Raw genomic sequence first — 25,054 nt, forward strand, 5'->3', positions numbered from 1 at the left:
AAGGAACAAGTCCATGACTTACCAGAACTTTTCGCTAGCGCAGCTGCAGGCGATCGACTCCGCACATCACATTCATCCCTTCACCGACCACAAGGATCTGCGTGCCGCCGGCGCGCGCATGATCACCCGCGCCAACGGCCCGTTCATCTATGATTCCGAAGGCAACGAGCTGCTCGACGGCATGGCCGGCCTGTGGTGCGTCAATATCGGCTATGGCCGCAACGAACTGGCCGAAGCCGCCTACGAGCAGATGAAGGAACTGCCTTATTACAACTCCTTCTTCCGCTGTTCGACGCCGACGCCCGTGCTGCTTTCCAAGAAGCTCGCGGAGATCGCGCCGAAGAACATGAACCAGGTCTTCTACGGTTCGTCCGGCTCGGAATCGAACGATACGGCCCTGCGTCTCGTGCGCCATTACTGGGCGCTGGAAGGCAAGCCGCAGAAGAACCGCATCATCTCGCGCAACATGGCCTATCACGGCTCGACCATCACCGGCGCGTCGCTTGGCGGCATGTCGGGCATGCATGAGCAGCTTGGCGGCGCGGTGCCGAATATCGTCCATGTCATGATGCCCTATGCCTACGAACTGGCGCTGCCCGGCGAAAGCGACCACGATTTCGGCCTGCGCGCGGCAAAGGCCGTCGAGGACGCCATCCTTGAAGCGGGCGCCGAAAACGTCGCTGCCTTCATCGGCGAGCCGATCATGGGTGCTGGCGGCGTGAAGATCCCGCCGGCAAGCTATTGGCCGGAAATCCAGCGAATCTGCCGCAAATACGATGTCCTTCTGATGCTCGACGAGGTCATCACTGGCTATGGCCGCACCGGCGAATGGTTTGCCGCGCAGACCATGGGCATCGAGGCCGACACGATCACCACCGCCAAGGCGCTGACCTCGGGCTACCAGCCGCTGTCGGCGCTGCTGGTCGGTGACCGTATCGCCACCACGCTGGTGGAGAAGGGTGGCGAGTTCAATCACGGCTACACCTATTCCGGCCACCCGGTTGCCTGCGCCGTGGCGCTGAAGAACCTCGAACTCATCGAGAAGGAAGGACTGATCGAGCGCGTCAAGAACGACACCGGGCCTTACTTCGCGCAGATGCTGCGGGAGCGTATTTCCCGCCATCCACTGGTTGGCGAGGTGCGCAGCATCGGCCTGATGGGCGCGATCGAGATCGTCAAGGACAAGGCGACGCGCGAGCGCTTCCAGCCGGTCGGCAGTGCCGCTGTGGTCGTGCGCGACCACGCGATCGCGCAAGGCATGATGCTGCGTGCGACCGGCGACTCGATGATCCTCTCGCCGCCGTTGATCTGGACCCGCGAAACCATCGACATGGCCGGCGAGCGCATCGCCAAGGCACTCGACCTCGCCGAAGCCGATCTTCGCAAGGCAAGCTGAGACTGAAACGAGGGGTGTGATGAACTCACGCCCCTTCTGACCACCGGAGACCGGCATGAGCGGCAAACCCATCGTTCCCCTGATCGAATACGAAATGGCGAACGATGCCGTTCGTGCCGTCTACGACGACATCATGCAGACGCGCAAAACCGACTGGATCAACAATTTCTGGAAGGTTCTGGCGCATGACCCGGCACTGCTGAAGCGCACATGGGAAACGCTGCGCGAGGTGATGGGGCAGGGCGCGCTCGATCCTCTGGTCAAGGAAATGATCTACATTGCGGTCTCGGCGACGAATGGCTGCGAGTACTGCACCTATTCCCACACCGCTTCGGCACGCGCCAAGGGCATGAGCGAGGCTCAGCTCATGGAATTGCTGGCGGTTGTCGGCATGGCGAATGAAACCAATCGCCTCGCCAACGCTTTACGTCCGCCGGTCGACGTTCAGTTCGAGCCTCGCGGCTAGGAGAATTTCATGAAAAGCCGCAGCAACCGGACGAACCGCCGGTCAGCCACGATAGCCGGAAACCTGATGCTCGCACCGATGGTGGCCGCCATGCGCTTGCCAACGATGCTGAGCGAGGACAGAAGCACCAATCCGTGGGGCACGGAGACGCTGCGCGCGATCAACGAGAAGAACGCCGCCATGGCCGAGGGCATGATGGCGGCGCAGATGTCGCTGATGCAGTCCGCGTCCAGTTTCTGGTTCGACGTATTTTCCGGCAGGACGCCGTCTCTGTTCAGCGGCGTTGCTGCTGACCGCGCCGTTCAGGCGGCGCTGAAACCTGCCAGCCTTCGCGTGAAGGCGAACTACCGGCGATTGTCTTCGAAGAGCTGAGGCAGACTTTACACACGTTCTAAAGGCAAAAACCGCGTCCTCCAGGCGGAAGAGCACGGCTTTGCCATTCATACGCATGGCCCTTCGCCACTGAATATACGCTGCGAAGGTAACGGCTCCGGTACGCAAGACCTGATCCGGAGCGGTGGGCGGCTGCGAAGACCGCCTGCTCACTGTTCTAGCTGCACAACGTTACCGCGTGGTTATCGAGACCTTAATCAAATCTAAAAATTTGAATCTTTCGGCGAATTTACGGCGAAAACCTTCGCCGCTCGCTTACGTGACGTCACCGCGCAGGAAATTGATGATGCCGGAAAAATCGGCGCCGCCCTGTCCCTGCGCGTTGAACAGCGCGTAGAGCTGAGCGGCTTCCGCACCGAGCGGCGTGACGGCACCTGCGCCTTGCGCCGCCTCCTGCGCAAGCTTGAGATCCTTCAGCATCAATGCTGCAGCAAAGCCGGGCTTGTAGTCGCGATTGGCTGGCGAGGTCGGCACCGGGCCGGGAACGGGGCAGTAGGTGGTCAGCGACCAGCACTGGCCGGAAGAGGTGGAGGCGACGTCGAACAGCGCCTGATGCGACAGGCCGAGCTTTTCGGCCAGCACGAAGGCTTCGGCCACGCCGATCATCGAGATGCCGAGGATCATGTTGTTGCAGATCTTGGCGGCCTGACCGGCACCGGCATCGCCGCAATGGACGATGCGTCCGGCCATCGGCTTCAGGATCGGCTCGGCCTTGGCGAATGCGTCAGCCGCGCCACCGGCCATGAAGGTCAGCGTGCCGGCGGTCGCACCGCCAGTGCCGCCGGAAACCGGCGCGTCGATCGACAGGAGGCCGTGCTTCGCAGCGATAGCGTGTGCCTTGCGGGCCGATTCTACGTCGATGGTCGAGGAGTCGATCAGCAGTGCGCCTTTCTCGGCCTTCGGCGCGATGTCCTCATAGACGGACAGCACATGCTTGCCGGCTGGCAGCATGGTTATGACCACCTCAGCGTCCTTGAGAGCAGCGGCGGCATTGGCCATGACGGTGATGCCATGCTCGCGCGCGACGGTCAGGTTTTCCGGCATGAGGTCGAAACCCTGCACCGCATGACCGGCCTTCACAAGGTTGGCAGCCATCGGATTGCCCATATTGCCGAGGCCGATGAAGGCGATGGTGGTCATGTCGAGGTTCCTCCGGAATAGAGAGTAGAAAATAGTGAGTAGTGAATAGCGAGTAGGGAAATCGGAATAGCGATGAGTTTCGGAACTTTTCTCTTCTACTCACTACTCACTATTTTCTACTCACTATCTCCCAATCAAAGCCCGCGCGATGATCACGCGCATGATCTCGTTGGTGCCTTCAAGAATCTGGTGGACGCGAAGATCGCGCACCAGTTTTTCGATGCCGTAGTCGTGCAGATAGCCGTAGCCGCCATGCAGCTGCAGGGCGTCGTTGGCGACGTTGAAGCCGGTGTCGGTGACGAAGCGCTTGGCCATGGCTGACCACTTGCCGGCGTCCGGCGCCTTGCGATCGAGCTTGGAGGCGGCGGTGTAGAGGAAGATGCGCGCGGCCTGCAATTCCGTTTCCATGTCGGCGAGCTTGAACTGGAGCGCCTGGAACTGGTTGATCGCCTGGCCGAAAGCCTTGCGCTCGGCCGTATAGCTTACCGCCTTGTCGAGCGCCGATTGCGCACCGCCCAGCGAGCAGGCGGCGATGTTCAAACGCCCGCCATCCAGCCCTGACATTGCAATGCCGAAGCCAGCGCCTTCGTCGGACAGCAGGTTCTCGGCCGGCACCTTGCAATCTTCGAAGATCACCTGACGGGTTGACTGCATGTGCCAGCCCATCTTGCTCTCGACGGCACCGAACGACAGGCCGGGCGCATCCTTGGGCACGACGAGGGTGGAGATGCCTTTCGGGCCGTCCTGGCCCGTGCGGACCATGGTGACATAGACATCGCTGTCGCCGGCGCCGGAAATGAACTGCTTCGCGCCATTCACGACATAGTCGCTGCCATTGCCGCCGCTGCGAACCGCGCGGGTTTTCAGGGCTGCAGCGTCCGACCCCGAGCCCGGCTCGGTCAGGCAATAGCTGGCCAGCCATTCCATCGAAGTCAGCTTGGGAATGAGGCGCTGGCGCTGTTCCTCATTGCCGAAGCGATCGATCATCCACGTCGCCATGTTGTGGATGGAGATGAAGGAGGCAAAGCCCGGGCAGGCCTTCGACAGCGCCTCGAACACCAGCACGGCGTCCAGCCGTCCGAGCGCCGAGCCGCCGACATCGTCGCGCACATAGATGCCGCCGAGCCCGAGCGGGCCGGTCTCGCGAATCACATCTGCGGGAAAATGGCGCTGCTTGTCCCATTCGAGCGCGTTGGGCGCGACACGATCCTGCGCGAAGGCTTCGGCCATCTCCTGGATGGCGCGTTGATCCTCGTTGAGATCGAACTGACCGGCGGTCGGGTCGACTGCGGCGTCCATGGCGTCCTCCCTGACGTTTCCCGGCTTGCGAACATTTTTGCGATCGGACGGTTTTGTCCGCGAAAGTTCGTTTTGCCGCATGATCTGGTGCAGAAACTCTGCGACTTTTCGCGATCATGCTCTAGGCGTGCCGATCAATCTAGACCAATGATGCACCCGCGCAACCCGACCTCATGCGGAGCGGCTGTGCACAAATACATGATCGAGGCATCTTGTGACGATATTTTTTGAGGAACTGCTCGACCAATTCCGCGTGTTCCTGGCGACTTTCGAGGATGAGCGCCTTCGGAATTTCACGGCCTCATGCGACTGGGCGATGTCGCCGCGCGCGGTGGAGCCGCACGAGCTTCCAAGTTCGAGTCTTCTCGACCGCACCGCCGAACTTGCCACGGCCACGGCGCGACCATTGGCAAAGTTCGTCGCGGATCATCGCTCCGAGCTGCGCTGGGGCCAGACCTACACCGCTGCCGATTTCGGCCAGCATTTCATCGACAATTACGGCTGGCTGGAAGTGTTCGGCACGCGCGGGCATTTTGAGAATGATGCAATGGCCGGCGGATTGCTCGTTCTCGGCCCGAATATCGTCTATCCAGACCACCATCATGAAGCCGAGGAAATCTACATTCCGCTGACCGGCGGTACCGAATGGCGCAAGGGCGAGGGCGAGTTCGTCATCCGAGAGGGTGGCGAAGTCATTCATCACCCGTCCAACGTCAATCACGCCATGAAGACCGGAGACGAGCCGCTGCTGGCGCTCTATCTGTGGCGCGGCGGGCCGCTTGCAGCGCGTTCCACGATCACCGGCGGGCAAGGCTGAGCATCATGGCCAAGGCGATCATGCTCCAGGGCACGGGCTCGGATGTCGGCAAGACGGTGCTTGTCGCCGGCCTGTGCCGAGCAGCGAAAAAGCGGGGGCTGAAGGTGCGGCCGTTCAAGCCGCAGAACATGTCGAACAATGCCGCCGTCGCCGATATTCCGGGCGAGGCGGGCGGCGGTGAGATCGGCCGTGCGCAATGGCTTCAGGCCATCGCCTGCGGTGTTGCGCCGTCGATCCACATGAACCCGGTGCTGCTCAAGCCGCAAAGCGATGTCGGCGCGCAGGTGGTCGTGCAGGGCAAGGTTTTCGGCGAGGCCAAGGCGCGCGACTACCAGGCCATGAAGCCGCAACTGATGGGTGCGGTGCTCGATTCCTGGCAGAAGCTCGGGGAGGGCGCCGATCTCATCATCGTGGAGGGCGCCGGCTCGCCCGCGGAAATCAATCTCAGGCCGCGCGACATCGCCAATATGGGCTTTGCCACGCGCGCCGACGTGCCGGTGATCCTCGTTGGCGACATCGATCGCGGTGGGGTGATCGCCTCCGTGGCCGGCACGCATCTGATCCTGCCGGAAGAAGACCGGCGCATGATCGTCGGCTACCTCATCAACAAGTTCCGCGGCGACGTGACCCTGTTCGACGACGGCATTGCTGCCATAAACCGTTTCACCAGCTGGCCGTGCTTCGGCGTTGTTCCGTGGCTGAAGGCAGCGGCGCTGCTGCCTTCAGAGGATTCGGTCATTCTCGAGCGGCTGACTTCAGGCGAAAAGCGGGCGCTGAAGGTTGCCGTGCCCATGCTCGGCCGCATCGCCAATTTCGACGATCTCGACCCATTGCGCGCCGAGCCGCAGGTCGAAGTGGCGTTCGTGCCGCCCGGCCAAAGGTTGCCGGAAGATGCGGGGCTCGTCGTCATTCCCGGCTCCAAGTCGACCATCGGCGACCTGCTGATGTTCCGCGAAAACGGTTGGGACCGAGATCTCCTCGACCATCGCAGGCGCGGCGGTCACGTCGTCGGCATCTGCGGCGGCTACCAGATGCTCGGCCGCACCGTGCGCGACCCGCACGGCATCGAAGGCAGCGTCAGGGAAGCGGAAGGGCTTGGCCTGCTCGACATCGAGACGGTGATGGAGCCGGAAAAGACCGTGCGCAATGTCATCGCGCGCTCGGTGCATTTCGACGTGCCGCTGTCGGGCTACGAGATCCATCTCGGTGCCACCACCGGGCCGGATTGCCTGCGGCCCACGGCCATCATCAACAATACCGACGACGGCGCGACATCGGCCGACGGCAAGGTGTTTGGCACCTATATGCACGGCCTTTTCGGAGCCGATGCGTTCCGGGCGAAATTCCTCGAAAGCCTCGGCATCAAGGGTGGCGGCATCGACTACCGCGCCGAGGTCGAGCGGGCGCTGGATGAGATTGCAGACCATCTCGAAATGCATCTCGACGTCGACGCAATCTTTGCCGCCGCGCGCTGATCAGCCCGCTTTCTCATGCGCCTTTGGCCAATAGGTGCCGAAGGACCAGACATTGCCTTCGGGATCGGCGCAGATGAATTCGCGGCTGCCGTAGTCGCGGTCGGTCAGGCCTTCGAGGATTTTGGCGTCGGCAGCTTTTGCCCGCGCAAACAGGGCGTCGGCGTCACCGACGGCAATATAGGTGGACTTACCGCAGTTCTGGCCCGGTGCGCCGACCATCTTGCCATACGCATCGTCGCGCACCGTTCCGAGCATGATCATGGCGGAACCCAGTGCCAGTTCGGCATGCTGGACGACGCCCTTATCGTCGGCATAACGCGCGTGGACGGTGAAGCCGAAAGCTTTGCCTAGCCAGTCGATCATCCCGGCGGCGTCGCGATAGCGGAAGGTCGGGTAAATGCGTGGCGGTTCGAGTGAAGCGGTTGCGGACATGGTTTCCTCCTTCGCCTTGGGTCCATTGAACCCATTGTGGCGAAGGGGCGTCCCACCGTCTTGAAGAAATGTTACCGCATCATGCGGCCCGCGCCAGCCAGGCTGCCGGTGTCGCACCGGCGAGTTCGCGGAAATCGCGCGTCAGATGCGCCTGATCGGCATAACCGCATTCTGCCGCGATACCGGCCCAGCCGTCTTCCTGATCGCCCCTCGAAAGCACCAATACACGGTTGAAGCGGACGATGCGTGACAGCGTTTTCGGGCCGATCCCGATCTCGGCGGCAAAGCGACTAGCGAGATGCTTGCGGCTCCAGCCGATTTCCGTTGCAAGCCTGCTGATCGGTATGCGCCCACCGCTCCCCATCAGACGGTCGAAAGCCCAGGAAACCGGCGAGGGTGCTCGCGACGCATCGGCGATGCGGCGGGTGACAAAGCGCTCGGCCATTGCAAGACGTTCTGTCCACGTCGCGGCATGTCCGAGACGTTCGCGCAATTCCCGTCCTTCCGCCCCCAGCACATCACTGAGATCGACCATGCGGCCGGTCAGTTCGGTCATTGGCATGCCGAAGAACCGGCGTGCCCCGAGCGGCGTGAAATCGACCTGGATGCAGTGGGCGTCGCCGAAGGAATCGATGATGACGGGTCCGGCGAAGAGCCCGGCGGCGAAGCTCGTTACTCGATCTTCGAAACCTGGCGTCCGGCCAAGCCCGATCGAAAACGCGCCGCCAAAGCTGATGATCAGCGGCACCGTGAGCGAGGCAGCTTCCGTCTGGCGAAAGTGTCCGGCCGCGAGTTCGCGATAACCGGTGAAGCGCGTGACCAGTCCGGCCAAAGCGGCATCCGGCGCACGTTGCACCATCTCGAAGGCGCCCGCTTGAGGCGCAGCCAGGATCGAACGTGTTTCGGATACTTCGCTCATTCGGCGTTTCCTTCACGCCGAATCTAGCAGAACCGTGTGGCGACCAAAAGCACCCGGCAATGTGCCGGATGCTTTGGTGAAAGTTCTAGACGCCCTTCAGCAGGCAGCCTGCCGCAAGCACGATATAGGCGATGGTCAAAATCCAGACCGACGCCAGAGGAATAAACGCCAAAACACCGAGCGCGGCTATGACACCGATTACGGCGATCACGAGTGAAATCAGGAAAACGATTTGGGTGGGCGCACTGAGATTCATGGTTGTCTCCCTCCGCATGATTCGTGCAATGAGAGTGTAACCCCTGGGCGCTCAGACGCCAAACATCGTCCGCAGCGGGTTGGTCGGGTCTGCCAGCAGCTTGATCGCCAAGGCAATGCAGGTCAGCACCAATAGCGGCTTGATCAGCTTCGCACCGCTCTTGATGGCCAGGCTCGCGCCGACACGTGCGCCGAGGAACTGCGCCACGCCCATCATCAGCCCGATTTTCCACGAGACGACGCCGACGAAAGCGAAGACGGCGAAGCCGCCGATGTTCGAGGCGAAGTTGAGGAGCTTGGTGTGCGCCGTCGCCTTGAGCATGCCGTAACCGGCGAGTGCTACGAAGGAGAGCATCAGGAAAGAGCCGGTGCCGGGGCCGAAAACGCCATCATAGAAGCCGATTGCCGGCACGATCGTCAGCCCGAAGAGGAATGGCGTCAGGCGCTGCACGCGGTCGACATCGTCCATATTCGGCTTCAGCGCGAAATAAAGCGCAATTGCAATCAGCACGATGGGTAGGACCAGGCGCAGCAGGTCGCTGGGCAGGACAGTTGCCAGAAGAGCCCCAAGAATGCTGCCGAGACAGGCCAGCAGCGCCGACGGCAGTTGCTTTTTCAGGTCGACATGGCCCTTGGCGGCGTAGGTGATCGTGGCCGAGCCGGTGCCGAACAGGCCCTGCAGCTTGTTGGTGCCGAGCGTCTCGATCGGCGAGAAGCCGGCGAGCAACAGCGCCGGAATTGTGATCAGCCCGCCGCCGCCAGCGATCGAATCGATGAAGCCGGCAATAAACGCTGCCGCGGCAAGAAGCGCGATTGTTTCGGAAGCAATGTCGAGCATGGGATTGGCTGGTGGGAAGAATTAACCGCTTCGACCACAGGAGACCCGTTTGCGCAAGCCGGATTTCGCGCTACCAATCGCCGTGAGGGAGAAACGAGGATTCCATGGCTGCTAGCCTGCTTACGCAAATACGCAATCTGTTCGAGGGCGATCCCGGCGTCCGCAAGGTTGCCGACGATCCGGTGCTTTCGGCCGAGCTTCTCCTGCTGTTCCGCATGATCCTTGCCGACGGCACGGTCAGCGAGAGCGAGATGGAGGTGTTCCGCCGCATCTGTGAGGAATCCTTCGGCATTGGCGGCGATAGCCTCGATGCGGTTGTCGAATATCTCAACGATTATGGCTACGAGACCACCGGCGCGCAGGCTGTGGCGCTGTTCCGCGACCTCGATATCGAGCGGCGCAAGCTGCTCGCCCGCCATATGGCCGAGATTGCCAAGGCGGACCACCAACTCGCCGAAAACGAAGTGCGGCTACTGCGGCGCACGCTCGATATGCTGGGGATCAGCCCGGTGGACGTGGTGAAACCGGAGGGGTGAAACGTCGCCGCTTAGTTCGTCCGGCCGTTCACCCCTGTTCCTGCAATCTTTTCGCAATCGCCCGGCGCAGATCCGGCGTGGCGGCGACCAGTGCCTTTCCGGCCTCCGACTGCGGGTTGTCGAGAACCTCGTTGGTCCTGCCGCGCTCGACGATCCTGCCCTCATGCATGACCATGACCTCGTCGGTGATGGCGCGGGCGACAGAAAGGTCATGCGTGATGAAGAGATAGGCGACGCCGAGCCGCTGGTTGAGGTCGGCAAACAGATCGAGGATTTGCGCGCGGATCGACACGTCCAGCGCCGAGACCGGCTCGTCGGCCACGACCAGCTTCGGCCGCGTGATGATGGCGCGGGCGATCGACAGGCGCTGCCGCTGGCCGCCGGAAAACTCGTGCGGATATTTGTCCATGTCCGCCGGCTTCAGGCCGACTTCGTGCAGCGCGCGGGCGACGAGTTCGCGTCGCTCTTTGGTAGCGGGCTGTTTTTCCAGCACATGCAGCGGCTCGGCCACCAGCCGCTCGACCTTGTGACGGGGATTGAACGAACCGTAAGGATCCTGAAACACCACCTGCATGTTGCGCCGCGCCGGTTTCAGCTGGGCTTCGTCCTTGCCGGTCAAGGTTTCGCCCATGAAGCGGATAGCGCCGCCGGTGGGCTTGTCTAGCGCCAGGATCATGCGGGCAAGCGTCGATTTCCCGCAGCCGGAACGGCCGACCAGCGCGGTCGACTGGCCCTGTTTCATCGTGAAGGAGACGTCGTTCACGGCACGGACCGGCTCCGGCTTGCGGAGCCAGGATGTGCGCCTGCCGGGATAGTCGCGCGTAACGTTTTCAACGACAAGCAACGGCGCTTTCTCCCCCCTTGAGGGGGAGATGGCCGCGGAGCGGCCAGAGGGGGTCACCTCGGCAGTGCTCGGCGCATGGGCGGTTCCTCCTGATGCAACCCCCTCTGTCGCCTTTGGCGACATCTCCCCCTCGAGGGGGGAGATGGGGCGGCGCGCCGGCACATGCATCGAAGCCAAAGCCAGCTGCCGCGTATAGGGATGCGACTGCTCCGACAGCGTTCGCGCCGTGTCGCCTTCCTCCATCACTTCGCCATGGCGCATGATGGTGATGCGGTCGGCCATCTCGGTGACGACGGCCAGATCGTGCGAGATCAGCAGCAGTGCCATGCGAGTCTCATTGACCAGATCGCGCAGCAGGTCGAGAATCTGCGCCTGCAGCACGACGTCGAGCGCGGTGGTCGGCTCGTCGGCAATGAGCAGTTTCGGCTTCAGCGCGCAGGCAATCGCGATCACCACGCGCTGGCGCTGGCCGCCCGACAATTCATGCGGATAGCGCGTCAGCGGAAATTTTGCCTCGGGCAGGCCGACGCGGTCGAGGATTTTGCGGGCGCGCTCCTCGGCCTCAGCGCGGTTCGCGCCGGTGTGCCAGCGTATGCCCTCCGCAACCTGCTCGCCGATGGTCTTGACCGGGTTCAGCGCGGTCATCGGCTCCTGGAACACCATGCCGATATCATCGCCGCGCAGGGCGCACATCTGGTCTTCGGTTGCAGCCAGGATATCGATGCCATCGAAGCGGACTTTGCCTTGCGCGCGCGCCGCCTGCGGCAGAAGCTGCATGATGGTCAGCGCCGTCATCGACTTGCCAGAGCCGGATTCTCCGACAAGCCCCATGACCTCGCCGGCACCGAGCGTCAGGTCGATATTCCTTAGAATCGGGGTGTTGCCGATCGACAGCGTCAGGTTTTCGATTTCCAGCAGGCTCATCGCTGCCGCCGCAGTTTGGGGTCGATGATGTCGCTGATGCCGTCGCCGAGAAGGTTGAGGCCGAGTACGGTGAAGACGATGGCAAAGCCGGGGATCAGCGCCAGATAGGGCGCCACCATCATGCGCGTCTGCGCGTCGAACAGCATGCGCCCCCAGCTAGGCATTGGCGGCTGCACGCCAAGCCCGACATAGGAGAGGCCGGCTTCGGCCAATATGCCGAGCGCAAACTGGATCGTGCCCTGCACCAGCAGCAGGTTGGCGATGTTGGGCAATATGTGCTCGACGGTGATCTGCGTCTTGTTCTTGCCGGCAGCGCGCGCTGCGAGAATGAATTCGCGCGGCCATATCGCCAGCGCTCCGGCCCGCGCGACGCGGGCGAAGACCGGTATGTTGAAGATGCCGATGGCGATGACGGCGTTGATTGCGCCCGGCCCGAAGATCGCGGTGATGATCACCGCCGAAAGCAGGGCAGGGAACGCGAAGACGAGATCGTTGAAGCGCATCAACAAATCATCGACGAAGCCGCCGCGCGCCGCTGCCCAGCAGCCGAGCGGCACGCCCAGCCCCATGCCGATGCCGACCGCCACCAGCGCCACCGCGATGGAACTGCGCGCGCCGACCATGATCATCGATAGCACGTCGCGGCCGAACTGGTCGGTGCCGAACAGATGGGTTGCCGAAGGCGGCAGCATACGGTCGGCGACGATCAACTTCGTCACGTCGTAAGGCGTCCAGAAGAACGACAGCAATGCCATGCCGGCGATAAGCGCGGTGATGACGAAGCCGATAACGAAGGAGCGGTTGCGCAAGGCCTGCGCGACGAAGCCGGCCTCTGGCGGGTTGGTTGGTTCTGTTGCCGGCGTCGTCATCGGTTGGTCCTCAGGCGAGGATCGACGATCGCGTAGGACAGATCGACCAGCAGGTTGACGATTACCACCACCGCGACCAGCAGCATGACCACGCTTTCGACGACGATCAGGTCGCGCTGGGTGATGGCCTGGAAGATCAGCCGGCCGAGGCCGGGGAGATAAAACACATTCTCGATGATGATGGTGCCGGCGAGCAGGAAGGCGAATTGCAGGCCGAGAATGGTCACCACTGGGATCATCGCATTGCGCAGCGCGTGCCGCCACAGAACCGTGCGGCGCGGCATGCCCTTGGCGCGGGCGGTGCGGATATAGTCCTCGCCGAGCACTTCCAGCATGGCCGAGCGAGTGACGCGGGCAAGGATCGCCGCTTGGGGCAAGGCAAGCGCAATCGCCGGAAGGATCAAGGCCTTCAGCGCCGGCCAGACCCCACCGCTCCAGCCGGGAAAGCCGCCGGCCGGCACCAGCCGCAGCCAAACCGCGAAAATGTAGATCAGAAGCAGCGCGAACCAGAAATTGGGAACCGCGACGCCGATCTGCGCTGCGCCCATCGAGATGGTGTCGGCGGCGCGGCCACGCCGTTCGGCGGAAAAAATGCCGACGGGAATAGCAATCAGCGTCGACAATGCCAGCGCGATCAGCGCCAGCGGCAGCGATACCACGACGCGCTCGGCGACGAGATCGATGACCGGCACCGAATAGGTGTAGGACTTGCCGAAATCCAGCGTCAGCAATCCGCCGATCCAGTCGAAATAACGGACGATCACCGGCAGATCGAGGCCCATCTGGTCGCGCAGCGCCTGCACTGCGTCCGGCGTGGCATTCATGCCGAGCATCAGCCGGGCCGGGTCGCCCGGCACGATTTCCAGCATCGAAAACACGACGATGGACGCGACTGCGAGCGTCGCGATGCCGATCAGCAGGCGCTTGAAAAGGTAGGCGGTCATGGCGGGGCTTACCCTCCCCCTTGCGGGGAGGGTCGATCCGCGAAGCGGAGCGGGGTGGGGGTGGCTATGCTCGGTGACGACGGTGAAAGGTCGAGCCCCCCACCCCGTCTCACCGCCATTGCTGCGCAATGGCCGCTCGCCGACCCTCCCCGCAAGGGGGAGGGTAAGAGGGTCACTCCGCCCACTTCACCTTGGTCAAATCCGTCGCTTGGATCGGCGCATTGTCCCACAGGCCTTCGACCTTGGCGTCCCAGACGCCGATCTTGGGCAGTTCGAACAGGAAGCCGACCACGGCGTCGTCAGCGAGGATCTTCTGCGCCTGGCCATAGAGTTCCTTGCGCTTGGCCTCGTCGGAGGTCAGGTTCAACTCCTCGATGACCTTGTCGAAGGCCGGATTGTCGTAGTTGAAGTAATAGTCCTTGCGCGAATAGATATCGATATCGTTCGGCTCGGTGTGCGAGACGATAGACATGTCGTAATCCTTCTCGGTGAAGACCTGCTTCAGCCAGTCGGCCCATTCGAGCGGGATGATCTCGGCATCGATGCCGATTTCGCGCAGTTCCGAAGCGATGATCTGGCCGCCGTCGCGTGCATAGGGCGGAGGCGGCAGCTTCAGCGTGGTCTTGAAGCCGTTTTCGAGGCCTGCTTCCTTCAGCAGTTCCTTGGCCTTGGCGACATCGTGCGGATAGGTGCCGGTGAGATCGACATAGGCCGGATTGTGGGGCGCGAAATGCGAGCCGATCGGTACGCCGAAGCCGTTCGAGGCGCCATCGATGATTGCCTTGCGGTCGAGCGCATAAGAGATCGCCCGGCGCACCTTGAGATTGTCGAAGGGCGGCTTCTTGTTGTTCATCGACAGGATGGTTTCGCCTTCCGTCGAGCCGATCACCACCTTGAAGCGCGGGTCGGACTGGATCTGCGGCAGGCCATCGCCGAGCGGCATATTGGGGAAGGCCTGAACGTCGCCCGAAAGCAGGGCAGGGATCGCGGCCGCGGCATCCGGAATGATACGGAACTCGGCCTTATCGAGGAAAACGGGATCGCCCCAATAGCCGTCCGCCTTGACCAGCTTAATGGACGAACCCTTGGCCCAGCTTTCGAACTTGAACGGCCCGGTGCCGATCGGCTCTTCCTTGTTGGTTTCCGCCGATTCCGGCGCGACGATCACCGCGTCACCCCAACCGAGATTGTAGAGGAAAGAACCCTGCGGCTGCTTCAGCGTGACCTTGACGGTTGCCGGGTCGACGACTTCCACCGTGTCGATCGCCGCGAACAGGCCCTTCTGTGCGTTGGTGGAATTCTCCGCGCGGGCGCGGTCGAGCGAGAATTTCACGTCGTCGGCGTTGAAGTCGGTGCCGTCATGGAATTTCACGCCGGTATGCAGCTTGAAGGTGTAGACCTTGCCGTCGTCGGAGACGGTCCAACTTTCGGCCAGATCCGGCAGCACTTCGCCCTTGGAGCCGATGCGCGTCAGGCCCTCGAAGACGTTGGCGTAAACGACTTCGTCGATGGCTGCGGCAGCACCTGCCGTCGGGTCGAGATGCGGCGGCTCAAGGACCACGCCGAGCACGAGATCGGTGCGCGCCGCCATTGCCGCGGTGCTTGAAGCCAGCGCGAGTGCCGCTGCCGCCAGGATCGTCTTCCAGGATTTCATCGTCACCAACTCCCATTCCCCTCAGTTGTCTGCCGGTCAAACCGGTTCCCGTTCGTTCGAAATCGACGGATAGAAGCGTGAATTCGCAGCCGAGTAAATCACGTTTGTTGCTGGCTAACGCCTCAAACGGAAATCTTTTTTCCTTTCAAAACCATCGCGGCGGCAATTCGCGCAAAAATCAACGCGCCTTGCCGCGCAGCAAAAGGTCGAGGCCGATCGCCATCACCTTGGCCGATTGCACCATGTCCTCGATGCCGACCCACTCGTCCGGGCGATGGGCGAGATCGAGAATGCCGGGGCCGTAGGCGATACAGTCATAGATGTGGCCGATGCGGGCGACGTGCTTCTGGTCGTACGTGCCGGGCGAGATGACATAGTCCGGCTCGCGGTCGAATATTTCGTGGATGCCTTGCGCTATGGCCTTCACCACCGGCGCGTCGCGCTCGGTCATGGTCGGTTGCACTTCCATGATGTCGCGGATGTCGTAGTCGAATTTCGGCCGCTCGCGCTTCAGCCGGTCGAGGATGGATGTGACCTCGCTCTTCACCTCGGCGATGTTTTCTTCCAGCAGAAAGCGCCTGTCGATGGTCAGCCGGCACCAGTCCGGCACGTTGGGCGAGGGCAGGCCGGGCCGGAAATCCTCGGTCTGGCCGCCATGGATGGAATTGATGTTCATGGTCGAGCGCCGCGCACCCTCGGGCACCACCGGCATTTTTGTCTGCTTGCGGTCGAGCGCGGGGAACAGCTCTTCCTCGAAGGCCTGCAGCACCGCACCCATATGGCGTACGGCATTGTCGCCGAGGAAGGGCATCGAGCCATGCGCGATCTCGCCCTTGGTTTCGATTTCGGCCCACCACACGCCGCGATGGCCGAGGCAGATGCGGTCCTTGTTCAGCGGTTCGGGAATGATGACGTGGTCGACGCGCGGCTTGGAGAAATAGCCCTTGCCGGCGAGATAGGCGACGCCGCCATAGCCGCCCGATTCCTCGTCGACTGTGCCGGAAATCTCGATCGCGCCGGGAAAGTCGGGATAGACATCCATGAAGGCTTCGACCGCGATGATCGAAGCGGCCAGCCCGCCCTTCATGTCGCAGGCGCCGCGGCCATAGACCCGCCCGTCCTTCACCACGCCGGCGAAGGGATCGACGGTCCAGCCATCACCGGCCTCGACCACGTCGATATGCGAGTTGAAATGCACCGTCGGGCCGGGGCTGCGGCCGTCGAAGCGGGCAACGACATTGACGCGCGGATAGCGGTCTGTGTCTCCCGGCGTGCCTTCGCCGCGAATATATTCAACGCCGAAGCTGCGTTTCTTCAACCGCTCGCCGATATATTCGGCGCAGGGGCGATAGGCTTCGCCGGGCGGGTTGATGGTCGGAAAGCGGATCAGGTCGGCTGTAAGTGCGACCAGATCATCGGTCCGGTCTTCGATTGTTTTCAGCAGTTTTTCATTCATGCGGGCGACGCGAAACGGAACCTTTTGACGATCGCATTCAGTGTTGCGCATCGCTTGCGTGAAGTCGAGGAGAGAACCGCTCCGGCGGGGCGGAGCGGTGGAAAGTTGTTTTACGGGCGCACCGCCGTCACTTCGATCTCGACCAGGAACCCCGGGGCCGCGAGACCGGCGACCTGGAACACCGAGCGCGTCGGCAGGTTCGGCTGCTCCTTGGTACCGAAGAACTGGGTGTAGCCTTCCATGAAGCCTGAGAAATCCATCTTGCCGTCCTTGGCCGGGTCGCCGACCAGGAACACCTGCATCTTGATGACGTCGCTCATTTTCAGGTTGAGGCCGGTGAGTGTCTTCTCGATGGACTTCAACACCGTTTCGGTCTGGGTCTTGGTGTCGCCATAGGCGGCCAGCGAGCCCTTCTCGGCTTTTTCGTCGACCACCGAGGGCACGGCGCCGCTGACATAGACGGTCGTCTTGCCTGCCGGTACTTCGACGGCCTGGGCGATCGGGAAGTCCGAATTTGGGATCTTGTGGCGCACGACATCTTCCGCCAGCGCGCTTCCCGCAATCATCAAGCCAGCCACCAGCGTGGCGGCGCCGATCCGCATCTTTTTCATCGCATTCTCCTTCATCAGATAATTGGCGAGGCGGCGGAAAGTAGAATTCCGCCGCCTCTCAGTTGTCATCGGCTACCGGCGACGTCCTCGGCCGTCACGGCATCCTCGTAGTTGTTGCCGAAGTGGGTCCGCACATAGTTGACCACGGCAGCGATCTGGTCGTCGCTCATCATCTTGCCGACCGGCGGCATGCCCTTCAGGCCGTTCAGCAGAATGGTGATCGGGTAGCCGCTGGCCTCCAGATTGGCATTCTTGGCCAGCGCCGGATAATGGCCGGCGCCGACCGCACCCTGACCTTCGCTCATGTGGCAGGCGGCGCAGACGTTGGCGTAGAGTTCTTCACCGGTCTTTTCGGTGAAGTTGTTGCCGGAGCTGAAGGTGACGCCAGCCGAATCAGCAAGTGCGCCCGACAGGGTGAACAGGCTGAAAGCGGCGGTGGCGGTGAGGCGGCTGAGCGCCCGGGAAGATTGGGTGGTCATGATGACATGCCTTCCGGAATTGAGGGGAGAGGGATGGATCGTCATGGCCATCACCCCGCAACCACGCGCTGGTGCAACCGGGTGATCGCATCCAGCGAGGAGAGTATTGCCCCCTCCATCCAGGCGGGAATGTAGGATGCGTGCTCACCGGCAAGCACGATGCGCCCGTCAATCTTGCACAGGTTTTCGTAGTGCTCCTTGCGCGCCTCGTCCGTCCAGTCGCCGGCGCAGCCCAGCGTGAAGGGCGACCGGTGCCAGGCCCAGGAAACGCCGTTCTCGAACTCATCCTTGTATTGTGGATGGATCTGCGAGCCGTAATCGACCGCGCGCTTGACCCGTTCTTCCGGCGACATCGAGGTGAATTCGTAGGAATTCGGCCCGTTCCAGGTGTAGCAGCCCAGAAGCACGCCCTTGCCTGCCTTGTTGAAGTCGGTGCTTGGATAGGAAATCTGCGTGATCGGCAGATCGGTGTAGCTGACGCCGCCGAAGATCAGTTCGTCCTCTTCCCAGAAACGGCGCTTAAACTGTAGCCCGACCTTGACCGAGGAAGCATAGGGCACCGCCTCGATCGCTGCCTGCATCGGTGCGCCGACATTGATCTCGATCTGGCTGAGGATGGTCAGCGGGATCGTGCAGACGCACCAGTCGGCACTGGCCTGCTGGGTCGTTCCGGGCTTTTGCGTGTCCTCATAGGTCACGGTGACGCCCTTGTCGTCCTGCGCGATCTTGGTCACCTTGGCATTGTAGGTGATGAGGTCGCCGACTTCCTTGGCGAAAGCCTTGCCGATCATGTCGATGCCGCCGACCGGCTGGAACATCGTCGTCTGGAACTCGTAGAGCGCAAAGTTCTCCAGGCTGCCCCAGAGGCCGGAACTCAGTATGTCCGAGAGGTCTATCGGCTTGCCGGGCACCGGCACTGCCGTAAGGCCGCCGCCGGGGTCCTTCGCATAACCGCGATATTCGCTCGTATGCAGGCTTTCCTTGTAGGAATAGTCGCTATCGAGCGCGCCCCATGACTTGAGCGCCTCGAGCAGCATTTCCTGGTCTTCCTTGGTGACGTCGCCTTCAAGCTTGCCCTTCTGGGTGACCTTGGCGAGCAGTTCGGAGACATGGCCCTGGAAATCCGTCTTGATGTCACGGATGCGCTGGGGCTTGCCGCCGAAGGCCTTTGACGAATGCAGGAAAGCGTTGTGGTTGATCTGCTGGAATGGCTGCAATGTCACGCCAAGGCGCTTGCAATAGGCGAGCAGACCGTTGTGGTGATAGGGGATGCGCCACGGGCCGGGATTGACGTAAAGCCCTTCGTCGAACTCGCATTTCTGCGTCGCGCCGGCGATGTCGGTAAAGCTGTCGCCGCCGCGAATGGTCCAGTTACGGCCGCCGGGGCGGGCGTTATATTCTAGTATTTGTACTTTGTAGCCGGCTTGCCTTAGTTCGAGCGCGGCCGTCATGCCGGCAAGGCCTGAACCAAGGATAAGCACCGAGGCGCCCTTCGGATCGCCTTCCAGCTTGATCGGCCCCTTGTAGCCGGATTCACTCGCCAGCCCCAGGCTGGTCATCGCCTGATACATGGCAGCGCTGCCGGCCGTCATGCCGATCAGGGACAACAGCTTGCGCCGGCTCAAACCGGTAAGTTGAGAATATTGTTGCATTTTTCATCCCTCCGTGGCGGCGGCTCGCTTAGGGGTCGCGCCGTTTCGTACTGGAGTGCGATTGGTTCGCTCCAGTCGCATGGATGAACCTATGCCGATGCCTCGCAGTGTCAACGGAGGCATTCCAGATGGAACAATGGTCCAAGGGTTCTGGTGCAATCTGCGTGGCTGTCGCCGTCCGGTGGCGGTGAGGATGTCAGGTTACGCCGTTGCTGTGACGTATTGGCCACAGCAAATTTACCCGGTGTATAGAATTTCACAGTCTTCTTGGGTCGCGAGCTGTAAAGCCTCGGAAAGAAGGGGGCTATTCACATGTACAAAGCAATGCTTTTCGCGATTACGCTTGTGCTTTCTGGTGCGCCAGTTCAGGCCATGGCAGATAATCTTGTGGCCAGGGTCAGTGTCTCGTCGCAGACGATGACGGTCAGTAAACAGGGCCGTGTCATCCACACCTGGAGAGTATCGACCGCTCGGAAGGGCTTTTCCACACCACGAGGAAGCTGGCGGCCGACGCGCATGCACCGCATGTGGTACTCGCGCAAATACGAGATGTCGCCGATGCCTTACTCGGTATTCTTCCGCGGTGGCTATGCCATCCATGGCACCGGCTACGTCAAGCAGCTCGGGCGGCCGGCATCGCATGGCTGTGTGCGCCTCGCGACCTCGAACGCGGCGCAGTTCTATTCCCTGGTCAGGGAAATGGGGCCGGGCAACACGCGGATCATCGTCACCAACTGATTGATTCGAAATTCCAAGCCCAAACCATATTCCGCAATCACTTTGCGGCATGTCGTTTATGTCTAGACGAAAATTGCCGTGAAATGACGTCTTCGGGCATTTCATTTCAGGCGTGCGCTCTATAGGAATCGGCAGAGGAGCACTGCCGATGACATCCGAGCCGCGTCTTGCGCTATCGACGCCCGTTGCCGACGAGGTCCGCAAGACCACCTGCTACATGTGCGCCTGCCGTTGCGGCATCAATGTGCATATCAAGGATGGCAAGATCCGCTACATCGAGGGCAACCGCGACCATCCGGTCAATCGCGGCGTGCTCTGTGCCAAGGGTTCGGCCGGCATCATGCAGCATTATGCGCCGGCAAGGCTGCGTGCGCCGCTGAAGCGCACCGGCCCGCGCGGTTCCGGCGAATTCCAGGAAATCTCTTGGGAAGAAGCGCTGACGATCGCCACAGGCTGGCTCGATGGCGTGCGCCACGACGACCCGAAGAAGCTCGCCTTCTTCACCGGGCGCGACCAGTCGCAGTCGCTCACAGGTTTCTGGGCGCAGCAGTTTGGCACGCCGAACTATGCGGCGCATGGCGGCTTCTGCTCGGTGAACATGGCAGCGGGCGGCATCATGACCATCGGCGGCGCCTTCTGGGAGTTCGGCGCGCCGGACTGGGACAGGACCAAGCTTTTCGTGATGTTCGGGGTCGCGGAAGACCACGATTCCAACCCGATCAAGATGGGCATCGCCAAGGTCAAGAAGAACGGCGCGCGCTTCGTCTCGGTCAATCCCGTGCGCACTGGCTATTCGGCCGTCGCCGACAACTGGATTGGCATCCGCCCCGGCACGGATGGGCTGCTGATCCTCGCGGTCGTTCACGAACTGCTCAAGGCGCGGAAGATCGATGTCGATTACCTCGTCCGTTACTCCAACGCGCCCTGGCTGGTCATCGATGCGCCGGGAACCGCCGAGCACGGCCTGTTCGCGCGCGATGCCGATGGCAAGCCGCTGATCTTTGAAACGGTCACCGAGCGCGCCGTACCTGTCGGCACGAAAGGCGCTCGCCCGGGATTGTCAGGCCGCCATGAACTGCCCGATGGGCGTTTTGCAGTGCCGTCCTTCCAGCTTCTGGCCGAAAAATATCTCGACCCGAAATATGCGCCTGAAGCGGCTTCCGTGGAAACCGGCGTGGCTGTCGATGTCATTCGCGGGCTTGCTGCAGAGATCGCCCGCGTTGCCTTCGATGAGGCGATCACCATCGAGCAGCCCTGGACCGACGTGCACGGCGAACGCCATCATCACTTCGTCGGCAGGCCGGTGTCGTTCCATGCCATGCGCGGGCTTTCGGCCCATTCCAACGGTTTTCAGACGGCGCGGGCGCTGCACATGCTGCAGGTGCTGATCGGGGCGGTCGATTGTCCCGGTGCATTCCGCTTCGAGCCGCCTTATCCCAAGCCGTTGGAAGCGCACCCGACCCCGCATGGCAAGGCCGAGCATTTCGGCTCGGCCAAGCCGCTGTCGGGACCGCATCTGGGTTTCCCGCGCGGGCCTGAGGATCTGCTGATCGACGCCGAGGGCAAGCCGACCCGCATCGACAAGGCGTTTTCATGGGATGCGCCGATTTCCGCCCACGGCTTGATGCATATGGTCATCGCTAATGCCCATGCCGGCGATCCTTATCCGATCGATGTTCTGTTCCTCTACATGGCCAACATGGCCTGGAATTCCTCCATGAACACCGCCAGCGTCATGAAGATGCTGGAGGACAAGGACCCCGAGACCGGCGAATACCGCATCCCGAAGATCATTTACTCGGATGCCTACGCCTCGGAAATGGTCGCCTATGCCGACCTCGTATTGCCCGACACGACCTATCTGGAGCGGCATGACTGCATCTCGCTGCTCGACCGGCCGATTTCCGAGCCCGACGCCGTGCAGGACGCCATCCGTTGGCCAGTGGTCGAGCCGGACCGCGATGTGCGCGGCTTCCAGAGCGTGTTGATCGATCTCGGATCGCGGCTGAAGCTGCCGGCCTTTGTCGATTCACGCGGCACGGCGATCTACAAGGATTATGCGGACTACATCGTGCGCCACGAGCGCCGCCCTGGCATCGGGCCGCTCGCCGGGTTTCGCGGCCTGAATGGCGACAAAGCAGGGCGCGGAGCCGCCAATCCCGACCAGTTGAAGCGCTATATCGAGAACGGCTCGTTCTTCTCTGCGCATATCCCGCTCGAGGCGCAGTTCTTCAAGCATGCGAACCAGGCCTATCAGGACTTTGCCGTGCGCATGGGCTTCTTCGACACGCCGCAGCCGGTGACGTTCCAGCTTTACAGCGAGCCGCTGCAGAAGTTCCGGCTATCGGCAGAGGGCCTGCGCGCGCCTTTTGCACCGGAAACGCATCGCCAGCGCATCCTGGATAGTTTTACGCCGCTGCCCGACTGGTATCGGCCTTTCGAGGAAGCGCTGGTCGACCGCGAAACCTATCCCTACCACGCCATCACCCAGCGGCCGGCGGCGATGTATCATTCCTGGGGTTCGATGAACGCCTGGCTGCGTCAGATTCACACCCGCAACCCGCTCTATGTGCCGGGGCCGATCTGCGACGAGCATGGGCTTGTCGATGGGGATTGGGTCTGGGTCATCTCGCATCACGGCCGCATCAAAGTCGAGATCGCGCGGATGGAGGCGGTCAATTCCTCGACGATCTGGACCTGGAACGCCATCGGCAAACGCAGGGGCGCCTGGGGGCTCGATGGGGACGCGCCGGAAGCCAAAAAAGGCTTCCTGATGAATCACTTGATCCACGAACTTCTACCGCCGAAGGGCGACGGCATGCGCTGGTCGAACTCCGATCCCGTTACGGGACAGGCGGCTTGGTATGATCTGCGCGTGCGCATCGAGAAGGCGGAAAAGGCGCAGATTAGCGAGCCGCATTTTCCAGCCCTCGCCGAGCCGGGCAGGGCGCATGAGCATGTGGACGAACTTCGCTACGGACAGGAGTGGGCGAAATGACCATGCTGCCCGCCCAATCGACGCCGAAAAAACTCGGGCTCGTCATCGACCTCGATGTCTGCGTCGGCTGCCATGCCTGCGTCGTCAGCTGCAAGGAATGGAACACCGGCGGCTACGGCTCGGCCCTGTCCGATCAGGACCCCTACGGTGCCGACGTTTCCGGCGCGTGGCTCAATCGCGTCCACACATTCGAGGTGATGCCGGAAGGCGGCGAGATCGTCGGCGAGGCGGGTGATGCGCGCATCGTGCATTTCCCGAAATCCTGCCTGCATTGCGAGGATGCGCCCTGCGTCACCGTGTGCCCCACCGGCGCGTCCTACAAACGGTCGGCCGACGGCATCGTGCTGGTCGACGAGGACAAGTGCATCGGCTGCGGGCTATGCGCCTGGGCGTGCCCCTATGGCGCACGCGAGATGGACGTTGCCGCAGGCGTGATGAAGAAATGCACTCTCTGCATTGACCGTATCTACAACGAGACCTTCGAGGAAGTGGACCGCGTGCCGTCCTGCGTGCGCACATGCCCGGCCAATGCCCGCCATTTCGGCGATCTTGCCGACACGCACTCCGATGTTTCGATCATGGTCGCCCAACGCGGCGGCATGGACCTGATGCCGGAGCAGGGCACGCGGCCGGTCAACAAATACCTGCCGCCGCGCCCGCGAAAATCCCTTGCCGACAGCGCGAGGGGTTTGCCGCTGGCGGAAAACACCGACGGCGCCAAGGGCTTTTTTGCCTGGCTCGACGGCATGCTGGACCGTATCTGATCTCATGCATCCGGCTCCCTCTATCATCCTCTTCACGACGTTGTCCGGCCTCGGCTACGGCCTTGCCGCCGTTCTCGGCCTCGGCCTGCTCGATCCTGCTGCAATCGCCACGAAATTGGCCCATGTGCTGGCGCTGGCCTTGATCGGCGGCGGGCTTCTGTCCTCGACGCTGCATCTCGGCAATCCGCAGCGCGCCTGGCGGGCGCTGTCGCAATGGCGGTCGAGCTGGCTGTCGCGGGAGGGCGTCATGGCGATCCTCACTTTCCTGCCGCTCGTCTTCTCGGCGTGGATGGCAATCTTCGAAAGCCGCTATCTGCTGCTTCCCGGCCTGCTCGGCACGGTGCTGTGCCTCGTGACAGTCTATTGCACCGGCATGATCTATGCCTCGCTGAAATCCGTGCAGACCTGGAACACGCCGCTGACGCCGCTCTGCTATCTGCTGTTTGCTGTTGCCGGCGGCTTTGTCCTTGCCGGTTTCTTCGCCTTCTGCGGCAGCGGCAGGACTGTTCTTGTTCCAATCCTGGCAATCATGTTCCTCATCGCAGCCTGGGCGGTGAAGGCGCTGTGGCGCGACCACATGAAAAGGCTGGTGCCACTTTCGACGCCCGAAAGTGCGACCGGTCTGGGCAGTATCGGTCATGTGCGCCTGTTCGAGCGGCCGCATGTCACCGAAAACTATCTGACGCGGGAAATGGGCTTCAAGGTCGCGCGCAAGCATGCAGGCAAGCTTTGGCTTGTCGCCCTGATTGCTGGCGGATTAATTCCGGTCTTGCTGTTTCTTGGCCTGTTGTTGACTGGTGCGGAAAACGGGCTGTTTCCCGCCTTCATCGCCACGCTTGCCGTTGTGATTCATGCGCTTGGCATGCTGACGGAACGCTGGCTGTTCTTCGCCGAAGCCCGGCATGCGGTCATGAACTATTACGGCGGTTGAAGGTTGCAGCCGGTGCTTGGTCGGGAGAATTAGCCGGCCGGCCGCAGTTTACGGCGCTTGTCCAGCGCAGCCAGACGTTTGATCAGCCTCTGGATCGCCAGCTTCTGCGCATTGCGCTCGGGGCGGTGCTGCAGACCCCAGGGTGTCCACAGTGCTGCGCCTGCGGCGTTCGATTGGTTCTTTGCGGTCCGCTTGTCCATAGCCATTCTCATTATCACGAAATA

Annotated in this window: 25 protein-coding genes; 10 read left to right on the top strand and 15 right to left on the bottom strand. The window is 62.1% G+C overall.

Annotated elements, in window-relative coordinates; all coding sequences use genetic code 11:
• Positions 1 to 13 precede the first annotated feature (13 nt).
• From BM413_RS08520 to BM413_RS08530, 3 genes are read left to right on the top strand one after another with little or no spacing between them, the layout of a single operon-like run.
• Positions 14 to 1,396, top strand: coding sequence for an aspartate aminotransferase family protein (locus BM413_RS08520; protein WP_091912328.1), 1,383 nt, complete (start codon positions 14 to 16; stop codon positions 1,394 to 1,396).
• 55 nt (positions 1,397 to 1,451) lie between these two features.
• On the top strand, positions 1,452 to 1,862 hold the full coding sequence (locus BM413_RS08525) for a carboxymuconolactone decarboxylase family protein (protein ID WP_091912330.1): 411 nt from the start codon (positions 1,452 to 1,454) through the stop codon (positions 1,860 to 1,862).
• Between the two features lie 9 nt (positions 1,863 to 1,871).
• Positions 1,872 to 2,234: a hypothetical protein gene (locus BM413_RS08530; protein ID WP_091912332.1), complete on the top strand. Its 363-nt coding sequence runs from the start codon at positions 1,872 to 1,874 to the stop codon at positions 2,232 to 2,234.
• Positions 2,235 to 2,510: 276 nt separating this feature from the next.
• Here BM413_RS08530 and mmsB read toward each other — a convergent pair whose 3' ends face one another.
• Positions 2,511 to 3,395 carry a 3-hydroxyisobutyrate dehydrogenase gene (gene mmsB, locus BM413_RS08535; RefSeq protein WP_091912334.1) on the bottom strand — a complete coding sequence of 295 codons (885 nt, stop codon included), beginning with the start codon at positions 3,393 to 3,395 and terminating at the stop codon, positions 2,511 to 2,513.
• A 123-nt stretch (positions 3,396 to 3,518) separates the two neighbouring features.
• The gene (locus BM413_RS08540; RefSeq protein ID WP_091912834.1) at positions 3,519 to 4,694 is read right to left on the bottom strand and encodes an isobutyryl-CoA dehydrogenase; all 1,176 of its coding nucleotides are present in this window, start codon (positions 4,692 to 4,694) and stop codon (positions 3,519 to 3,521) included.
• A gap of 214 nt (positions 4,695 to 4,908) precedes the next feature.
• On the opposite strand from BM413_RS08540, the gene BM413_RS08545 reads away from it, so the two are divergent.
• Entirely contained in the window at positions 4,909 to 5,511 is a 603-nt protein-coding gene (locus BM413_RS08545; protein WP_091912336.1) for a dimethylsulfonioproprionate lyase family protein, read from the top strand.
• 5 nt (positions 5,512 to 5,516) lie between these two features.
• Positions 5,517 to 6,986 (top strand): cobyric acid synthase, encoded by a 1,470-nt coding sequence (locus BM413_RS08550; protein WP_091912338.1) that lies wholly within the window; start codon positions 5,517 to 5,519, stop codon positions 6,984 to 6,986.
• Here the strand turns inward: BM413_RS08550 and BM413_RS08555 are convergent, their stop codons facing one another.
• From BM413_RS08555 to BM413_RS08570, 4 genes are all read right to left on the bottom strand, one after another.
• The gene (locus BM413_RS08555; protein WP_091912340.1) at positions 6,987 to 7,418 is read right to left on the bottom strand and encodes a VOC family protein; all 432 of its coding nucleotides are present in this window, start codon (positions 7,416 to 7,418) and stop codon (positions 6,987 to 6,989) included.
• 79 nt (positions 7,419 to 7,497) lie between these two features.
• Positions 7,498 to 8,337, bottom strand: coding sequence for a helix-turn-helix domain-containing protein (locus BM413_RS08560; protein WP_091912343.1), 840 nt, complete (start codon positions 8,335 to 8,337; stop codon positions 7,498 to 7,500).
• Between the two features lie 85 nt (positions 8,338 to 8,422).
• Positions 8,423 to 8,593 carry a hypothetical protein gene (locus BM413_RS08565; RefSeq protein ID WP_091912345.1) on the bottom strand — a complete coding sequence of 57 codons (171 nt, stop codon included), beginning with the start codon at positions 8,591 to 8,593 and terminating at the stop codon, positions 8,423 to 8,425.
• A 51-nt stretch (positions 8,594 to 8,644) separates the two neighbouring features.
• Positions 8,645 to 9,430, bottom strand: coding sequence for a TSUP family transporter (locus BM413_RS08570; protein ID WP_091912347.1), 786 nt, complete (start codon positions 9,428 to 9,430; stop codon positions 8,645 to 8,647).
• A gap of 104 nt (positions 9,431 to 9,534) precedes the next feature.
• On the opposite strand from BM413_RS08570, the gene BM413_RS08575 reads away from it, so the two are divergent.
• A complete protein-coding gene (locus BM413_RS08575; RefSeq protein WP_091912349.1) occupies positions 9,535 to 9,966 on the top strand; it encodes a tellurite resistance TerB family protein in 432 nt (143 codons plus the stop codon).
• A gap of 28 nt (positions 9,967 to 9,994) precedes the next feature.
• Here the strand turns inward: BM413_RS08575 and BM413_RS08580 are convergent, their stop codons facing one another.
• The 8 genes from BM413_RS08580 to BM413_RS08615 all read right to left on the bottom strand — a co-directional run bounded on the left by BM413_RS08580 (position 9,995) and on the right by BM413_RS08615 (position 19,399).
• On the bottom strand, positions 9,995 to 11,734 hold the full coding sequence (locus BM413_RS08580) for an ABC transporter ATP-binding protein (protein WP_091912351.1): 1,740 nt from the start codon (positions 11,732 to 11,734) through the stop codon (positions 9,995 to 9,997).
• Complete coding sequence (locus BM413_RS08585) at positions 11,731 to 12,603, bottom strand: ABC transporter permease (protein ID WP_091912353.1); 873 nt, start codon at positions 12,601 to 12,603, stop codon at positions 11,731 to 11,733. The genes BM413_RS08580 and BM413_RS08585 overlap by 4 nt, the downstream gene beginning before the upstream one ends.
• Entirely contained in the window at positions 12,600 to 13,547 is a 948-nt protein-coding gene (locus BM413_RS08590) for an ABC transporter permease (RefSeq protein WP_091912354.1), read from the bottom strand. Before BM413_RS08590 ends, BM413_RS08585 begins: the two co-directional genes overlap by 4 nt.
• 172 nt (positions 13,548 to 13,719) lie before the next feature.
• Entirely contained in the window at positions 13,720 to 15,201 is a 1,482-nt protein-coding gene (locus BM413_RS08595) for an ABC transporter substrate-binding protein (protein WP_091912356.1), read from the bottom strand.
• Positions 15,202 to 15,379: 178 nt separating this feature from the next.
• Complete coding sequence (locus tag BM413_RS08600) at positions 15,380 to 16,657, bottom strand: acetylornithine deacetylase/succinyl-diaminopimelate desuccinylase family protein (RefSeq protein WP_091912836.1); 1,278 nt, start codon at positions 16,655 to 16,657, stop codon at positions 15,380 to 15,382.
• 110 nt (positions 16,658 to 16,767) lie between these two features.
• Positions 16,768 to 17,268, bottom strand: a complete 501-nt coding sequence (locus tag BM413_RS08605) for a RidA family protein (protein ID WP_091912358.1) — start codon at positions 17,266 to 17,268, stop codon at positions 16,768 to 16,770.
• A 65-nt stretch (positions 17,269 to 17,333) separates the two neighbouring features.
• A complete protein-coding gene (locus tag BM413_RS08610; RefSeq protein ID WP_348272896.1) occupies positions 17,334 to 17,792 on the bottom strand; it encodes a c-type cytochrome in 459 nt (152 codons plus the stop codon).
• Between the two features lie 5 nt (positions 17,793 to 17,797).
• Positions 17,798 to 19,399 (bottom strand): flavin monoamine oxidase family protein, encoded by a 1,602-nt coding sequence (locus BM413_RS08615; RefSeq protein WP_091912362.1) that lies wholly within the window; start codon positions 19,397 to 19,399, stop codon positions 17,798 to 17,800.
• 312 nt (positions 19,400 to 19,711) lie between these two features.
• Between BM413_RS08615 and BM413_RS08620 the strand changes: the two genes are divergently transcribed.
• From BM413_RS08620 to BM413_RS08635, 4 genes are all read left to right on the top strand, one after another.
• Complete coding sequence (locus BM413_RS08620; protein WP_091912364.1) at positions 19,712 to 20,137, top strand: L,D-transpeptidase; 426 nt, start codon at positions 19,712 to 19,714, stop codon at positions 20,135 to 20,137.
• Between the two features lie 148 nt (positions 20,138 to 20,285).
• Entirely contained in the window at positions 20,286 to 23,135 is a 2,850-nt protein-coding gene (locus BM413_RS08625) for a molybdopterin oxidoreductase family protein (RefSeq protein WP_091912366.1), read from the top strand.
• Positions 23,132 to 23,899, top strand: a complete 768-nt coding sequence (locus tag BM413_RS08630; protein ID WP_091912368.1) for a 4Fe-4S dicluster domain-containing protein — start codon at positions 23,132 to 23,134, stop codon at positions 23,897 to 23,899. Before BM413_RS08625 ends, BM413_RS08630 begins: the two co-directional genes overlap by 4 nt.
• Before the next feature lie 4 nt (positions 23,900 to 23,903).
• Positions 23,904 to 24,830 carry a dimethyl sulfoxide reductase anchor subunit family protein gene (locus BM413_RS08635; RefSeq protein WP_091912838.1) on the top strand — a complete coding sequence of 309 codons (927 nt, stop codon included), beginning with the start codon at positions 23,904 to 23,906 and terminating at the stop codon, positions 24,828 to 24,830.
• A gap of 29 nt (positions 24,831 to 24,859) precedes the next feature.
• On the opposite strand, the gene BM413_RS33060 is transcribed toward BM413_RS08635, so the two are convergent.
• Positions 24,860 to 25,030, bottom strand: coding sequence for a hypothetical protein (locus BM413_RS33060; RefSeq protein WP_175544283.1), 171 nt, complete (start codon positions 25,028 to 25,030; stop codon positions 24,860 to 24,862).
• Positions 25,031 to 25,054: the final 24 nt, after the last annotated feature.

Origin of the sequence: Mesorhizobium sp. YR577 (assembly GCF_900116595.1) — a bacterium.
Classification (GTDB): domain Bacteria; phylum Pseudomonadota; class Alphaproteobacteria; order Rhizobiales; family Rhizobiaceae; genus Mesorhizobium_M.

What these genes read in the sequence shown, in the direction of transcription:
- BM413_RS08520 (WP_091912328.1), top strand. Translation starts at nt 14, where the DNA reads ATGACTTACCAGAACTTTTCGCTAGCGCAGCTGCAGGCGATCGACTCC.
- BM413_RS08525 (WP_091912330.1), top strand. Translation starts at nt 1,452, where the DNA reads ATGAGCGGCAAACCCATCGTTCCCCTGATCGAATACGAAATGGCGAAC.
- BM413_RS08530 (WP_091912332.1), top strand. Translation starts at nt 1,872, where the DNA reads ATGAAAAGCCGCAGCAACCGGACGAACCGCCGGTCAGCCACGATAGCC.
- mmsB (WP_091912334.1), bottom strand. Translation starts at nt 3,395, where the DNA reads ATGACCACCATCGCCTTCATCGGCCTCGGCAATATGGGCAATCCGATG.
- BM413_RS08540 (WP_091912834.1), bottom strand. Translation starts at nt 4,694, where the DNA reads ATGGACGCCGCAGTCGACCCGACCGCCGGTCAGTTCGATCTCAACGAG.
- BM413_RS08550 (WP_091912338.1), top strand. Translation starts at nt 5,517, where the DNA reads ATGGCCAAGGCGATCATGCTCCAGGGCACGGGCTCGGATGTCGGCAAG.
- BM413_RS08555 (WP_091912340.1), bottom strand. Translation starts at nt 7,418, where the DNA reads ATGTCCGCAACCGCTTCACTCGAACCGCCACGCATTTACCCGACCTTC.
- BM413_RS08560 (WP_091912343.1), bottom strand. Translation starts at nt 8,337, where the DNA reads ATGAGCGAAGTATCCGAAACACGTTCGATCCTGGCTGCGCCTCAAGCG.
- BM413_RS08565 (WP_091912345.1), bottom strand. Translation starts at nt 8,593, where the DNA reads ATGAATCTCAGTGCGCCCACCCAAATCGTTTTCCTGATTTCACTCGTG.
- BM413_RS08570 (WP_091912347.1), bottom strand. Translation starts at nt 9,430, where the DNA reads ATGCTCGACATTGCTTCCGAAACAATCGCGCTTCTTGCCGCGGCAGCG.
- BM413_RS08575 (WP_091912349.1), top strand. Translation starts at nt 9,535, where the DNA reads ATGGCTGCTAGCCTGCTTACGCAAATACGCAATCTGTTCGAGGGCGAT.
- BM413_RS08580 (WP_091912351.1), bottom strand. Translation starts at nt 11,734, where the DNA reads ATGAGCCTGCTGGAAATCGAAAACCTGACGCTGTCGATCGGCAACACC.
- BM413_RS08585 (WP_091912353.1), bottom strand. Translation starts at nt 12,603, where the DNA reads ATGACGACGCCGGCAACAGAACCAACCAACCCGCCAGAGGCCGGCTTC.
- BM413_RS08590 (WP_091912354.1), bottom strand. Translation starts at nt 13,547, where the DNA reads ATGACCGCCTACCTTTTCAAGCGCCTGCTGATCGGCATCGCGACGCTC.
- BM413_RS08595 (WP_091912356.1), bottom strand. Translation starts at nt 15,201, where the DNA reads ATGAAATCCTGGAAGACGATCCTGGCGGCAGCGGCACTCGCGCTGGCT.
- BM413_RS08600 (WP_091912836.1), bottom strand. Translation starts at nt 16,657, where the DNA reads ATGAATGAAAAACTGCTGAAAACAATCGAAGACCGGACCGATGATCTG.
- BM413_RS08605 (WP_091912358.1), bottom strand. Translation starts at nt 17,268, where the DNA reads ATGAAAAAGATGCGGATCGGCGCCGCCACGCTGGTGGCTGGCTTGATG.
- BM413_RS08610 (WP_348272896.1), bottom strand. Translation starts at nt 17,792, where the DNA reads ATGACGATCCATCCCTCTCCCCTCAATTCCGGAAGGCATGTCATCATG.
- BM413_RS08615 (WP_091912362.1), bottom strand. Translation starts at nt 19,399, where the DNA reads ATGCAACAATATTCTCAACTTACCGGTTTGAGCCGGCGCAAGCTGTTG.
- BM413_RS08620 (WP_091912364.1), top strand. Translation starts at nt 19,712, where the DNA reads ATGTACAAAGCAATGCTTTTCGCGATTACGCTTGTGCTTTCTGGTGCG.
- BM413_RS08625 (WP_091912366.1), top strand. Translation starts at nt 20,286, where the DNA reads ATGACATCCGAGCCGCGTCTTGCGCTATCGACGCCCGTTGCCGACGAG.
- BM413_RS08630 (WP_091912368.1), top strand. Translation starts at nt 23,132, where the DNA reads ATGACCATGCTGCCCGCCCAATCGACGCCGAAAAAACTCGGGCTCGTC.
- BM413_RS08635 (WP_091912838.1), top strand. Translation starts at nt 23,904, where the DNA reads ATGCATCCGGCTCCCTCTATCATCCTCTTCACGACGTTGTCCGGCCTC.
- BM413_RS33060 (WP_175544283.1), bottom strand. Translation starts at nt 25,030, where the DNA reads ATGGACAAGCGGACCGCAAAGAACCAATCGAACGCCGCAGGCGCAGCA.